General features: G+C 42.0%; 11 protein-coding genes. 1 reads left to right on the top strand and 10 read right to left on the bottom strand.

The annotated features are described in order from the left end of the window. Positions 1–349: 349 nt before the first annotated feature. The 10 genes from BLR93_RS15645 to BLR93_RS15600 all read right to left on the bottom strand — a co-directional run bounded on the left by BLR93_RS15645 (position 350) and on the right by BLR93_RS15600 (position 13,490). Positions 350–1,777, bottom strand: a complete 1,428-nt coding sequence (locus tag BLR93_RS15645) for an aldehyde dehydrogenase family protein (RefSeq protein WP_093216580.1) — start codon at positions 1,775–1,777, stop codon at positions 350–352. 130 nt (positions 1,778–1,907) lie between these two features. Further along, complete coding sequence (locus BLR93_RS15640; RefSeq protein WP_093216577.1) at positions 1,908–3,098, bottom strand: NupC/NupG family nucleoside CNT transporter; 1,191 nt, start codon at positions 3,096–3,098, stop codon at positions 1,908–1,910. Positions 3,099–3,476: 378 nt separating this feature from the next. Then, positions 3,477–3,989, bottom strand: coding sequence for a hypothetical protein (locus BLR93_RS15635; RefSeq protein WP_093216575.1), 513 nt, complete (start codon positions 3,987–3,989; stop codon positions 3,477–3,479). 755 nt (positions 3,990–4,744) lie between these two features. Beyond that, positions 4,745–6,034, bottom strand: coding sequence for an NCS2 family permease (locus tag BLR93_RS15630; RefSeq protein WP_093216572.1), 1,290 nt, complete (start codon positions 6,032–6,034; stop codon positions 4,745–4,747). A gap of 148 nt (positions 6,035–6,182) precedes the next feature. Continuing rightward, the gene (locus BLR93_RS15625) at positions 6,183–6,971 is read right to left on the bottom strand and encodes an alpha/beta hydrolase (protein ID WP_093216570.1); all 789 of its coding nucleotides are present in this window, start codon (positions 6,969–6,971) and stop codon (positions 6,183–6,185) included. A 160-nt stretch (positions 6,972–7,131) separates the two neighbouring features. After that, complete coding sequence (gene yhbH, locus BLR93_RS15620; RefSeq protein ID WP_093216568.1) at positions 7,132–8,292, bottom strand: sporulation protein YhbH; 1,161 nt, start codon at positions 8,290–8,292, stop codon at positions 7,132–7,134. An 87-nt stretch (positions 8,293–8,379) separates the two neighbouring features. Beyond that, positions 8,380–9,498: a Ger(x)C family spore germination protein gene (locus tag BLR93_RS15615; protein ID WP_175559392.1), complete on the bottom strand. Its 1,119-nt coding sequence runs from the start codon at positions 9,496–9,498 to the stop codon at positions 8,380–8,382. Beyond that, positions 9,485–10,597: a GerAB/ArcD/ProY family transporter gene (locus BLR93_RS15610; protein ID WP_093216563.1), complete on the bottom strand. Its 1,113-nt coding sequence runs from the start codon at positions 10,595–10,597 to the stop codon at positions 9,485–9,487. Before BLR93_RS15610 ends, BLR93_RS15615 begins: the two co-directional genes overlap by 14 nt. After that, entirely contained in the window at positions 10,578–12,089 is a 1,512-nt protein-coding gene (locus BLR93_RS15605; protein ID WP_245690175.1) for a spore germination protein, read from the bottom strand. The genes BLR93_RS15610 and BLR93_RS15605 overlap by 20 nt, the downstream gene beginning before the upstream one ends. Before the next feature lie 138 nt (positions 12,090–12,227). Beyond that, entirely contained in the window at positions 12,228–13,490 is a 1,263-nt protein-coding gene (locus BLR93_RS15600; protein WP_093216558.1) for an MDR family MFS transporter, read from the bottom strand. Between the two features lie 102 nt (positions 13,491–13,592). Here BLR93_RS15600 and BLR93_RS15595 point away from each other — a divergent pair, with 102 nt between their 5' ends. Continuing rightward, a complete protein-coding gene (locus tag BLR93_RS15595) occupies positions 13,593–15,317 on the top strand; it encodes an SgrR family transcriptional regulator (protein WP_175559391.1) in 1,725 nt (574 codons plus the stop codon). Positions 15,318–15,372 lie beyond the last annotated feature (55 nt).

Genomic DNA, 15,372 nt, shown 5'->3' with positions numbered 1-15,372 from the left:
ACCTTGCGGGACGACCGCTGCGGAAATACACTACGCTTTCCGCGGGCGGCTGGTGAGCCTCCTCGAGCTTGCGCTCTGTGGGGTCTCACCGAGGCCTTCCCTCCCGTAGTAGTCTCCGTGGATTTCCTCCACTGAAAGTCTGCGTTCTGTTTTCAGCAGACCCTAAACGCTTCTGATTTACTCAAGATTGCGCAGTACTAGTGCTTATCCGGTAATTTAAAGAAATCACCTGCAGTTACATCGCCATTTATATCCACCGTTGATCTTCCCGTCTCTTCATAACTATATTGTATCAGTAATTGGTTCATTCCTTTTCACAGGCTAGGCAGTAAACGGCCAAACCGCCAGATTAATCCTTTAAATTTAATACAACCAGGCGCTCCTCTGTCATTTCAGCAATTGAATACTTTGGCCCTTCCTTGCCTGATCCGCTGTCTTTGACTCCGCCATATGGCATCAAATCGACACGATACTGGGAAGAATCATTGATCATGAATCCGCCAACCTGCACTTTTCTGGCAGCATAAAAAGCCGTGTCTAAGTTCTTTGTGAAAATCCCTCCTTGCAGTCCGTATGGAGATTGGTTGACTTGATCGATACACTCATCCAGGTCCTGATAATCAAGTAAGCTGATAACCGGCGCAAAGATTTCTTCACAAACAACCCTCATATCATTTTTTACATTGGTGACAACTGTCGGTTGAAAGACCGGGCCTTGGCGGTTTCCACCCAGCAGCAGCTCGGCTCCATTATCTACAGCTTCTTTGACCCAATCTTCTGCTCTCCTTGCTTCCTGTTCATCTATCATTGGCCCTACGTCCGTTTCTGGGTCATTCGGATCGCCGACTTTCAATTCTTTAATGGCTTGCAACAGCTGTTTCTGAAACTCGTCTTTGACCGCTTCATGTACATAAACTCTTTGAACCGATATGCATACCTGTCCTGCAAAAGCAAAGCCTTTCTGGGCAATATTGTTTGCTGCCTGCTCGACATCAGCCTCTTTATCGACGATTACGGGTGAGTTATTGCCAAGTTCAAGAATCAGCTTTTTCAACCCTGTTGTCTGCTTTAGTTTCAAACCTATTTTGGCACTGCCAGTGAAAGTGTACAACTGAATGCGGCTGTCTTCCATCATTTGATTACCTACAGTGGAACCAGACCCTACCACAACATTAAACAACCCATCCGGCAGGCCGGCCTCTTGAAATAGCTTAGCCAGCTTAATGGCAGTTAGCGGAGTGGCGCTGGCCGGCTTTAACACAACTGCATTCCCAGCGGCAATTGCCGGAGCCACTTTGTGTGCAACAAGGTTCAGCGGAAAGTTGAAAGGGCTGATTGCTCCTACTACACCTACGGGTACCTTAATCGTAAATGCCATCCGGTTTTCCGATCCAGGTGCGGCTTCGACGGGAATGCCTTCACCGCTAATCCGCTTTGCCTCCTCCGCTGCAACTTCAAAGGTTTGGGCACCGCGTTCTATTTCGGTACGGGCTTGTTTTAACGGTTTGCCAGCCTCTTTAGTGATAGTTTGTGCCAAATCCTCTTTGTTTTGGATCAGCAGTTCGCTTACCTTCTTCAGTAGTTGATACCTTTTGTAAGGGGTGAGCTGATGTTTCTTATAAGCTGTTTCTGCACTGGAAATCGCTCGGTCTACATCCTTTTCCCCTGCTTTATACACCTTTGCAAAAGGTTTCTGTGTGTATTTGTCTATGACATCCAGAGTCTCCCCTGTTTGCGTCCATTGGCCATTGATAAATAGCTTAAATTCTTCAAGCATCGACAACGTCCTTTCTTAACAGTATATTACTTTCATTCCACCTTCATTTTAATATAAACACGCCACACACATAATTTTTTTGTTTACGAAAAAAGGGCGCCATATAGGCGCCCTTTTCAACTTGCATATCTTATAAAAACAGCCCTGCCATTGTTGCTGACAAGATGGAGCCTAGTGTGGCACCAAGCAATAGCTTCATACCGAACTTGGATACGGCTACTGCTTTTTTGGAATCGATCGCTTGTACCGTACCTGCAATGATACCAATAGAAGAGAAATTGGCAAAACTGGTCAAAAAGACGGCAACAATTCCGACAGTTTTTTCTGACAAGCTGTCTACCAGCGGTTGAAGTTCAAGCATAGCCACGAATTCATTGGTTACAATCTTGGTTCCCATGATTCCGCCAGCCTGGACTAACTCTCCTGGTGCTATTCCCATCAGGAAGCCTATAGGGGCCAGGATATAACCTAGAATCTGCTGAATGGTCACACCAGCAAACACAGCCTGGATCATCCAGTTAACAAACTCAAGCGAAGCGATAAATGCAATCAACATAGCGGCAACAATCAAAGCAATTCTTCCGCCGTCTAAAGCGCCGTTTCCCATTGCTTCAAATATACTTTTCGAATCGGAAACGTCCTTAATGTCAACCTTGTCCTCTTTCTTGTCGACTTTAACAGGAGCAATCATCGACGCTACGATTAGAGAACTGAACATATTTAACGGCAGTGCCACAAGTACATATTGAGGCGGCAGCATTTGAATATAAGCACCGACAATCGATGCAGAAACGGATCCCATAGCTGATGCACTAACAATATACAGCCGGTTATTATTCAAATGATGGAATTGAGATTTTATTGCTAATAAAGCTTCGGATTGGCCAAAGAAGATACTGTTGACAGCATTAAAAGACTCTACCTTCGGCAATCCAGTAATATAAGATAGGAATCCGCCAAAATACTTAATGATAGTCGGCAGGATTTTCAAATGGGTAAGTACCGACAGAATGGTCGAGAAGAATACAATCAGCAGCAGCACATTGAAGAAGAATACGCTGCCCCCGTCTTCTACCATCAACCCACCTACAACAAAGTTAATTCCTTCCATTCCGAATTCAATTAATTTATTAAATCCGTCAGAAATACGGGTAATTACCCATCCACCGATCGAAGTTTTAAACATGAACCATGTAGTGATTGCCTGCGCGACCAGCATAATGGCGATACCTTTATAATTGATATTGCTGCGATTATTCGACAATAAAAATGCGATCCCGAGGACAACAACAATCGCCAGTAAACCAAGAAGAATATCCACGGCATAAGCCTCCCTTTTATTCTTTAGGACAGAAAGCCAAGCCTCTTCTGCAGTGAAGATCTTAGCTTGCTATCCTTATAACTGAAGTTCCGCATCCACCCTATATTATCAAAAATGTAAATGCTTTCAGTTTCTATTTCCATACTGGATTATACTAGGTTGTCAGACGTCTTGCAAGCATTATTTTCGACAAATTACTGCTTCCTTTGTCCCAGTAATGATTATTTTATTTGTTCCCCAAATAGAACAGCAATAACCAGCCAAACAATTACTTTGCCTAATTACAATGGAAAAGCAGTAAACTTCCACCCATTTCTCCTGATAAGCTATACAAAAAAAGCATAAAAAAAGAAGAACCAGTTGTAGGTTCCGCCTTTTTTACGAATGGAATGATCGGACCACCTGCAGCAAGTCCCGTTTGGTCACCTTCCTGTCCGTGTGTGTTTCATTTCCAAGAACGTTTTCCCGGTAAGATAGTTTATAGCAGACTTTGTCTTGCTGCCAAAAAAGCACTTTGGCAAACGAATTATCTACGTATTCCCCTTCTATTTGTTCAGATATTTTTACTGTCTCCGTATCGACTAAAGGGTTTTCCAACGGACCTTCGACAAATTCAATCGAAAGTAAATCATTCCCCTTAGTGTAAAAACTGACATCGAGTGCTTCTTTGTTTGTATCCTTAACTGTATAATGGTCAGATATCATGAAATCAACCTGCATTGGTACAAAATCAGGCAGGGCTGGTTCAAAGGATAGTTCCTTGACTGCACTTTCTATATTCCCCCTGTCATATTCATAAAAGCCTTCAGGGATGGAGGATGATTGCTGACAAGCTGTGGCTAGCAAAGAAGCTACCAGCAATGCCATTATAATTTTACCAATTGTTTTCATTGAACAGCTAATCACCCTCCCCTCTTTTTCCACTATTTTACCATTTTACAGCCAGCTTCTAAATGCTTTTTTGCGGATTATGTCCATTTATCTTAACTTTTGTCGATTAAAATCCATCCTTTAAATGCTCCCAGGGAACGGCAGGTGATGCCTTGAAATTTATTTTCATAAAAACATACTTAAAAGATTAGGTGCCTAAATGTAAGCTGGGACAAAAGAATAGTGGCCAAAACAAAAATCGAACGATGATTCGAAATCTCTAACATTCGAACTCGTTCGATTTTTGTTTTTGAATGTTTAATACTCTATTTTTTTACAAGGTTGGATGCTTAAACGAGTGCAGGCAGCATACTTCGCTTTAGGCACGGCTTCAGACTCGTGCTGTTCTCACTACCTAGCATGACAAGCGCTGGGGAAACACACTACGCTTTCCGCGGGCGGCTGGTGAGCCGCCTCGAGCTTGTGCCCTGGGGGGTCTCACCGAGGCCCTTCCTCCCGCAGGAGTCTCCATGGATTTCCTCCGCTGAAAGTCAGCGTACTGTTTTCAGCAGTACACAAATGCTTAAGATTTACTTAAGGTCGCAGCGCAGTACGAATGCTTATCCGATACTATTAAGGAATCATCTACTGTTACATCGCCAATTATAACCATTACGTCATCCATCGTATGCATGAAAATAGCCTTGTGAAAATTCAAATTCTGTTATTGTTCGGTTTTTGCCCGCAGATGTATGTTATGGCCCACCCTTTTTGAATTAATGGACGGGAAAGAATACCATTTGCAGGGCAAAAATAACGCCAAATAGATATAAAATCCAGTGTACGTCTTTTCCTTTACCACTTACTAGCTTCATTAATGGATAAGTGATAAATCCAATGGCAATTCCTGTCGCAATGCTGGAAGTTAGCGGCATGGTCAAAATGATAGCGAACGCTGGAAACGCTTCGTCAAACGTCTTCCAGTCAATCCTGGCCAAGCCATCCATCATAAAACAGCCAACGATGATAAGCACAGGTGCTGTAATTGCTGGCTGGTTGGATATTGCCTGGATAAACGGTGAAAAAAACATGGAAACAATGAATAATAACCCGACAACCAAGGAAGTCAAACCTGTCCGTCCGCCAGCACCTACACCTGAAGCCGATTCTACATAAGCAGAGGACGGGCTTGTCCCAAACATTGAGCCCACAGTTGTTGCAGTAGCGTCTGCCAATAACGCTGACTTGGCCCTGGGCAGCTTTCCATTTTTTATAAAACCAGCCTGCTCTGCAACACCAATCATGGTACCGGTTGTGTCAAACAAGGTAACAAGCAGGAATACGAAAACAACAGCATATAAACCTTGAGAGAATACCCCTCCTATATCCATATCAAAAAATACAGGGGCAGGCGGAGCTGATATTACCCCTTCAAAGTCGAGCTGTCCTGTTATAAACCCAAGGATGCCAGTAGCAAGCATGCCGATAAATAAAGCACCTTTTACATGGAGGGCCAGCAATACCAAAGTAATAAACAGACCACCAATTGTAAGAAGGGGAACTGCAGCATGCAAATCACCGAGGGTGACCAGGTTGCTCTCATCGGCAGTGACAATTCCCGACATGCGCAAACCTAGAAATGCGATAAATAAGCCGATTCCCGCTGTAATCCCAAACTTTAACGAAGAAGGAATCGCTTCAATCAACGTTTGTCTCAGCTTAGTAAGGCTCAATAATACAAATAACACACCGGCTAGAAATACAGCGCCTAATATGACTTGATAGGATAATCCTTCTGAAGCAACCACCGTTGCAAAGTAAGCATTTAAACCCATGCCAGGCGCAATCGCTATCGGATAATTGGCAAAAAAGGCCATAAACAATGTCCCAACTACAGCAGCGATAATCGTTGCCATAAATACTTGCCCGAATGGGACACCGGCACCTGCCAGGATCACCGGGTTTACAATCACAATATAAACCATTGTCAGAAACGTGGTAATCCCAGCTGTAATTTCGGTACGAACGTTCGTATTGTTTTCTGTTAACTTAAAAAGTTTATTCATATTAACCACCTGTCTAATTTACGAATGAAAAAACCAACATATTATATAATATTCGTTTTTAGACTTGCTTTCAATAGGGGATTGTTATAATCAAATGAAAAAAAAGTCTTTTACTGATATTTTGGTGCGTCCTGCTTTCAAATAAATATCAGCGATTGACAGGCAGCCATTCCAATACTTTTTTAATTTGTTGATCCCAATAGTTCCAATTATGGTCGCCAGGTCCGAAATCTGCCGTCAGCTCCAAATCAGTTTGCCTGCATTTTTCCATAAACGTAAGATTTTGTGGATACAAGAAGTCTTCCGTTCCACAAGCTTGGTATAGCATTGGTTTTGGACCGGCACGATTTTTATTTTTCTCCAGCAGCCAGAGTAAATCTTCATAGCTTCCCTTGATATCATCTTCTCCAAATACCAATGATAAAGGTGCACTGAAAGCTTGCTGGGTTTGCCGGGCATTTTGCAAATGGGTAACCATATCTGTTACTCCGGACAAGCTGGCAGCTGCCGCGAACTTGTCGGGATAATTCAATGCCCATTTTAACGCTCCATAACCACCCATCGATAACCCTGCCACAAACGTGTCTTCACGCTTGTCTGATAACCGGAAGAAGGAAGATGCCACGTCAGGCAATTCTTCAGTCAAGAATGTCCAATATCTCTTCCCATATCTCATATCCGCATAGTAACTATGATCCGCATTAGGCATTACAACAGCAATGCCATAATCAGCAGCAAAGCGTTCCAATGATGTCCTTCTCGTCCATATCGAATCATTGTCGCTGAACCCATGTAAAAGATACAATGTCGGGTAAGCGGATAGTGATTTTTTATTTTTCATGCCGATCTGGTGATTCGTTTGCTCGGGTAAGATGACAGTCATAGATGTAGAGAGCCTTAACGTATCAGAAAAAAATTCGCACCGTAATAAAGCCATGTGCATCCCCCTTATAGTGGATAATTTTACTAATACCTAATTTACCATTTCCCCCTCAGGCAAACAACATGCTGGACGTTAGAGAAAGAGTGCAGCAGATCTTCAGTACAAATAAAAACAGACTCTCCTTTGAAATAGAAGAGTCTGTTTGATTATCCATTTAAGAAAATACTTTTGCTTCCTCATTGCTGAAAAACTGCTTCATGGCATAAAACACATCTGCTTTTTTCCGGAGCACATAATATCGGAATTTAGGCGACTCAATTTTATTATAAACCTGCATCAATGTTGAATGGCGATTGTATTGATTCACTTCTCCATAACCAAACATACTCGATTTTCCAATTAACTGTTCGACTAAATCGGCACACCTCCGGTTATCGGATGTTAAATTATCGCCATCAGAAAAATGAAATGGATAAATGTTGTACTGCTCAGGTGAATACTTTGTTTCGATCATTTCCAAAGCCTTACGGTAAGCCGAGGAGCAAATAGTCCCGCCGCTTTCACCTTTGCTGAAGAAGGACTCTTCATCCACCACTTTAGCCTCTGTATGGTGGGCGATAAATTCTATTTCAACTGTTTCATATTTGGAACGCAAAAATTTAGTCATCCAAAAAAAGAAACTCCGGGCAACGTACTTTTCGAACATCCCCATCGAACCACTTGTGTCCATCATTGCCAGTACGACTGCCTTGGATTCCGGCTTTTCCATCTCATCCCATGTTTTGAAACGAAGATCCTCTGGATAGATTGGATTAAATGCCGATTTGCCTGAAATGGCATTGCGCTTGAATGCTTCCAGCATGGAACGTTTTTTATCGATATTGCCGATTAAACCTTTTTTCCTAATATCCCTGAATTCAATATGAGAGGTTACGATATTATCCTTTTCTTTCTCTTGTAAATTGGGAAGCTCTAAATGTGCAAAAAAGGCTTCTTCCAGTTCTTCAAAAGAAACCTCCGCTTCATAATAGTCGTGCCCAGCCTGATCACCGGCACCCGAACCCTTTCCGGCACCTTTTCTAGGCGTGCCATCACTTGCGACAACATCACCGATACTGCTGTCCCCAGTCCCCTGGCCCGCATGTTTATTTTTATCCTGGCTGTAACGGATTTTATATTCATCGAGAGACCTTATTGGAATTCTAACCATATCCTTCCCTCTCGACATAATGATATTTTCTTCCGTTATTAAATCTGGAAGCTTTTTCTTTAGTACATCCTGGACTTTGTCTTGGTGGCGTTTCTGGTCATCGAACCCTTTTCTGTGGAGGGACCAATCTTCTTCTGATATTACAAAACTGTTGGAGTCAGCCATCTATTACCCTCCTTTGAATGTATTATTTCTATAGTATGCAAGCCTTATAAATTTGATTAAAGATTTTGATTAATTGGACGAATCGTATCAATTGATAATTCCATGCGACTGGATATCCACAGAAATCTTCGGATCAATCGTTAACTCTGGGTAAACCTCCTCCCAATTCAGTTGTTTCCATACACCGGGATGGTAACCTTGAATTCTGCGGCCGATGCCCAAAGCATCAGAATTAGCCTCTTTTAATTGGGCGATAATCTCTCCTGCTTCCTTTGTAAGTGTTTTTTCCAGTTTTTCCTCGAGTTCTTTGACCTTTTTTTCACTTTGCAAATGATCTGGCGGATATTCCAGCACATCGACTTCCAAGTGTACGTCTAACGTAACTTTCGGTATCTGCTTGTTTGTATCAATTGCAAGCTTCCGGTTAATCTCTTTGACATCAACAGTTATATAATTATTTACTGCCTCCTTATCATCGGCAATTTTTCTTGTCAGCATTGCATCTGCTCCCATTACATTTTTCAAAAGCAAAAACAACTTAGCATTCTCTTGCGACAGATAACTCCCGCTGTAGGATTTTCCGCTAAAAAGCGCCAAACCATCGTACTGGAGGAGGCTTTCTTCTTCGTTTGTTGTCAGGTACGGGAGCACAAAATCCTGACCAGGTTCAAGCAGCTCGGCACAAACCAATTGGATATTGTTATTCGGCATTTGCGTAGACCTGATTTCGCCAGTCAGCATACCATTAATGTATTCACTAATACGCGGCTCGCCGGCAATATTCAGAGAAAGGGCTTCTTCTACTTTTCCTCCCACAACAGCCAACCTGGCATGGAGGTTACTCTTAGGGTCCCGGTAGAACATATCTAAATAAGGGTAGATATCTTTTTCAACCAGTTTTTCGCCGAGCAGCAGTACATGCAGTTTCGATTGGTCATATCTTTTTGATATCTTCTGGTCTATTTTTGTCCGGCTTTCCAACGGGGTGTTGGCCGACGCTGTCACCACCTGCATTTGTTCTGTTCCATTCCCGCTCTGTCCATTCTGTACATTGGTTATTACTACTGTGTTCGTAACCTTGCCTTCCTCTGTAGAATCGATTCCGGCTGCCAATACCAATTTGACATTTTTAAACTGGCGCTGATCCCAGCAGCCAGTTAAAAGCAGCAAGCATAACAATAAAGGAGCCCATCTAAGCCTTGCCATCTTTTTTCCTCCTAACGATTCTATATACAACGACTGCATATACCATCAACAATAGTGGAATCACTCCAGTAAAAGCTATAGACAAATTAGTCATTAACAAGCTGAACTTATCAATCGGTTGTTCCTCAATTCCGATATAAATGGATATAGAAATCGCCAACATGGTAGAAAAGAAGGCGAACCTTCTGATCTTCTTGGAATGGAAGAGAACCGATAATCCTATACTGGACATATATAAATAAGTAGAGAAGGAGGTTGCTACGGATACAATCCACATCGACAACAAAAACAGATCAACTCTGCTGATTATTTTTAGTTCAATTCCCTTCAGCAAATATAATACCGGCTGAGGCACAAGCGCCATTTCAGCGGTACTAAAATAACCAAAGGTGATTAAAACGACTAATAAATAAAAAGTTACGACAAACAAATTGGCCAGTGACATCGTTTTCAATCGTTGGACTGGCGTTCCTTCTGTTTGCGGGTAAAGGATGTAAAAGGAAATAAAACCAAGCATTGCCAATCCGGCTCCCTGAATACCTTTTGCTAGTTCAGGCATTGTCGCCTGGCCGATCGGCAGCAGATAAATCAACTGCATGTCATTAACACCAGCCAATAATAGTGCAAACATGATGAAGAGAAGAATAGAAACAAACGTATATATCCTGGCCATGACAACCAAACCGCTGGAAATTAAATAGAACGAAATAAAAGCAAGACACGAACTTAATATCCAAAACGGCGTATTAGGTAAAATCCATAAATGGAGCATCCTGCCAAAAAGCAATAGAGCCAGAACACATACGGCGATAAAATAAAGGCAGTAGACAAAGCTTAATACCGAGCCAATCCCCCGTCCAAATAATCTTGGCAAAATGCCAAATAAGTCTACATGAGGAAACATCCTTGCTGTCAGCCACATCGCTAGAATAATGATTTGGATGACAAGCCCGGCAAGCAGCAAGGAAATCCAGCCATCCTGCTTAGCTGCCTGATGGAGATCAAACGGCAAAGATAGTACTCCTACACCGATCTCCGTTTGAATAACGACAAAAAAGAATTGCCTCCTCGTTATCTTTTCATTTTTTTTGCCGGGCATTAGTTATCCACCCCCTGGATTTTCCCTGTGTCTTTTTCTTGACAGCCTTGGCATCTGTGGGGCGATTGTTCATTTTAAACAACGGCAAACGGACAAACGTATCCTTCAAATCTTTTACATGCAAAGGAGCAAGCGGGGAAAAGTAAGGACTGCCGAACGACTCCATTCTGCTTAGATGAATCAACAGGATTAGCATGCCGAACACAATACCAACAAATCCCAGGGTAGCTGACAAAATGATCAAAGGAAACGTCAACAGCCTTAGCGTTGTACTCATTTCGTTAGAGGGTACGACAAAGGATGCAATAGCTGTCAAGGCAACGACAATAATCATGAAATTGGATACCAAGCCTGCCCGGACAATGGCATCACCAATTACCAAACCGCCTACGATGCCGATTGTCTGGCCGACCGGCGTCGGCAGCCGAATCCCGGCCTCCCGGATTAGTTCAATAATCACGACCATCACTAATGCCTCTACGATGGGTGGGTACGCAATATCATTGATGGAGCTTTTGACGGGAATTACAAGGTCCTGCGGAATTACTTCAAAATGAAACCCTACGACGGAAATATAAAATGCTGGCAGGCCAATCGCAATGATAAAACTGAATAAACGAATCAAACGGATAAACGTTCCAGTAAACCAGCGGGAATTATAGTCATCCGGGGATTGATAAAAAGCGAAAAAAGTTGCCGGTGCTATCAGGCAGGTCGAGCTTCCTTCCGCCAGGATTGCGACCCTCCCTTCCAGCAAATTAGCGGCTGTTTTATCCGGACGCTCGGTGTTTATCATTTGCGGAAACGGAGAGTAGGCATGATCCTCGATAAATTCTTCGATGAATCCCGGACTGATGATATAATCAACGGATATAGTCTTCAAACGATCCTTTACCTTCTTGACTATCTTAGGATTGGCGATGCCATCAATATACACAACAGCTACTTTCGTTGCTGATATTTCACCCAATTTCGAAAAATTCACTGTCAGGTTTTTGTTTTCAATCCGTTTTCTAATTAGATTGATATTGATCATCAAGTTATCAATAAATCCTTCATGAGAACCGCGGACAATTTTTTCATTATCCGGCTCATCTACACTGCGGTTAAATGTGGATGTCGTGCTGAACAGAACGATATCGGCGCTGCCGTCAATGGCAAAGGCCGCATGCCCCTTCAATAAAAATTGAATAACATCCTTGCGCTTATCCATTTTCCTTCCGCTCGATTTTGTCATCAATTCATCTTTCGTCAGCTGCATATATGGTTTAAAAAACTTATCCTGTATTTTCTCCTGGTCTGCCAGCGACTCAAAATAAATTAATACTGCACTGCCCTCTTCTAATACTCTGAACTTCAGATCGCTGGAACGCTGGAACGCTTCTGCCAAATACGTAACATTTTCTTTTAAAGAAGTTGAATTAGGAAGATCTTCTTTTTCTGGATTTGCCGATTGATTGGATTTTTTAGTGCGCGATTTGAAAAAATTCAAATTCAACTACCTCGCTCATTTCAAAGTTATACCTATTATTCACATAACTTCCATTTTTACTCTTAATAATCCCTTAAAAGAAGGGACAGGCATCTCACACAAAACACTGTGCGGGTGTCTGTCCCTTGTCTGGAAAAATTACTGTGCCAGCTGTTTGCCTGTATGCAGTGTCGCTTCTTTTTTAATAATTCCTACTCGTGAAAAGGCGATTCCAAACAACACAAAAACAACATACAGCATAGCCATATATACTCCACCAACGGCCTCCCCGATAATGATACCAAGGGCACCAATCATTTTTCCTACCTGAAACACAAACCCATTAAAGGCCATATAAGCCCCTCGCTTCGTATCATCCACAATATCAGCAAGAATCGACTGCCTCGTCGGGACATACATCAATTCTCCGATAGATAGGACTACGACAGCAATAAACAGGCCTCCGATATGGTTTGAAAATGCCATAAAAGCATAGCCGAGGCCAAATAATATAAATCCCGCATACATGATGGGCTGTTCTCGTCTGTTTTTAATTAGCTTGGAAACGAAGGCCGTGAACAATACAATAATAATCGTGTTAACCACCGTTAATAGACTTAATAATCTTACACCATCAATCACCATGGAGTAATCGCCCACAAACGTAAAAGCAGCTGGAATAATGTCCTGCTCAAGTCTGACGGCAATAAAGTTGTTTCGCTGAAATTCTAGCGATAAAATGGCAATTCCGCCAATGGTAAATAAAACAAAAGGGATGTCGCTAATTACTGTTTGATAGTTTTTCAGTAACGGAAGCAGTCCATAATCCTTTTTACTCGTTCGTCCGGTCGGCTGAAATGTTTCGGTTATTAATGCACTAGTCATCCATAGTGTAAGAATACTCATGGTGGCCAGGCCAATCAGCAATTCGAAGAAATGGGTTTTAAATAGCCACCCACCTACAATCAGGCCAAGCATCATCGACAAATTAACCGCCCAGTAATTTACCGAATACATAAATGCTCTTGTGGCTTTTGTGCTGACATCAATCAGCATCGCTTCTGCAGCAGGATTGATAAACCCTGAGGCAATACTTATTACCAGCATCATAAGAAAAGTGCTTATCGGAGAAACCAGCCACGGAGAGTTAACAGCAATCAAGCCTGTAAAAGCCGCCAGCTTCATCATTTCACCAGTGACCATCAGTCGCTTTCTCCCTAGTAAATCAGCCAAATACCCGCCGTACAAGCCTGCTAAAAACTGAACAACTACATTGATTAATAGTAGAATTCCGGCAGCAGTGGCGTTAATCCTGTCAGTAAAATAAATCGCCATGAAAGGAAAAATCATCGACCCGATAACTCTGCTAAGGAAAGAAGTGTAGATACGAACACGAATGTTGGGATGCAGTGTTTTAAACATAGTTTCATCTCCTCCTTATCTCCTATTCTGCCTTTTGTAAAAGGGGGTAAAAAGGGTATAATCAATATATTAATGTCCCCTTTTTAGATGGAGGTAGCAGTCATGAAAGATTTATCTTATTTTGAAATGCGTGCACATTTATATGAAAAAGAGCAGCATAATACCGTTGAGACCAAGTTTCAGGACTTGGAGAGTATTTGGTTTTGTACGAGAAAAAATGTGAAACGAAAACTGAAAAATTTTGAGGAACAAGGAAAATTATCCTATTCTCCCGGAGTAGGCAGGGGAAATCCTTCTAAAATTACCTTTCATTCCTCTTTTCAAAGAGAAGTAGAGAGGTTTGTTTTAGACTGTATAAAGAAAGATAAATTAGATGATATTGTTCAACTGCTCCAATTCGACATTCCAAAATCATGGGTAGCCTCCATTTCCCCGCAGCTGCAGAAGATGTTCGGCATGCAAGGGGCTAAAGGGGATAAAGACATACTCCGCACTATTATTTCCAGAAATTTAAGTACGCTTGATCCAGTATTCAGCTCGATTACAGTAGAGAATCACATGATTGAGCAGCTTGGCGACACCCTTGTCACCTATAACCATGAGCAAGATGAAATCATCCCTCATCTTGCCCATCATTGGCAGGTCAGTGATAACGGTAAAAAGTGGTCGTTTTATTTAAGAAAAGGCGTCCGTTTCCACCACCAGGGATTGTTTACCAGCGCTGACGTTAAATATACACTGGAAAGGTTTAAGCAAGGCACTCCATTCTTTTGGCTGGTTAGAGATATTGTGGCAATCGAATGTCCAGGCCCCTATGTGATTCATATCCATTTGCAAAAGTCTAACCCGTTTTTTCTCCGTTATCTTAGCGCTGCCAACCTTTCCATGCTGCCTAAAGATATACCGTTTGAAGAGAATCAATGGATTGGAACTGGTCCTTTTCGATTAAAGGAACGAAGTAAAAAAAGAATCATTCTGGAAGCATTCGATCAATATTTCCTTGAGCGTCCGTTTCTCGATCGGATAGAGTTTTGGAAGATACCAATGGATACAGTTAAGACGGTTACTTATAATATTAGCTCTAAAGAAGAAATGGAGGATGGGATTCAAAAAAGAGAAATGGAAATTGGTTTTCGTTTCTTAATGTTTAATTTTACTAAACCGTCTGCTGTGCAAAGCCATCATTTCCGAACAGCGTTATTTCATTTACTTGATACACATAAAATGCATGCTGATTTAGGCCTCGAGGAACCGGTGGAGGCTACGAGCTTCTTCCCCTGGAAGTCCCGAAAAAGAAGCAGGGACCGTTCCTTGGTACCTGGACTGTTGCAGTTGTCAGGATACCAGGGCGAACCATTACAACTGTATTGCTTAGATTATCCTAAAGCGATTGATGAAGCAGTTTGGTTTCAACAGCAGGCATCGCAATATGGAATTCACTTGGATTTGACAAGCTTTGATTTTGATGACTTTTATTCTTTTTCGTTCGATGACAAAGCAGATATGATTTTCATGGGCGAGGTATCAACTTCCGATTATCACTTATCTTTTCTCGGGGCATTTTATAATGAGGTCTTACTGTTCCGCAGGTTTATGAGTGAGCAGCAGCTAATCCAAATTGATGAGAGGCTCGAGGAATTCAAGCAAGCAACTACAAATGAAGGCCGCGAAAAAATTATTGATGTGATTGAAGATTATTTAAAGGACAACCATTTATTATTATTTCAGCATCATCCCGTCAAAAACCGTATTTTCCACCCTATGATCCAGGATATCCAATTTAAATCATTCGGCCAGGTAGATTTTCGCAAACTATGGATTAAATAAAAGATGTGAGCGATGGCAGTTCTCAATAAATAAAAAGAAGCGGCCCTCTCATTGA

Origin of the sequence: Sediminibacillus albus, assembly GCF_900101125.1 — a bacterium.
Taxonomy (GTDB): domain Bacteria; phylum Bacillota; class Bacilli; order Bacillales; family Amphibacillaceae; genus Sediminibacillus; species Sediminibacillus albus.
Note: the sequence above shows the minus strand (reverse complement) of the source record. Positions and strands in the feature narration are given on the sequence as shown.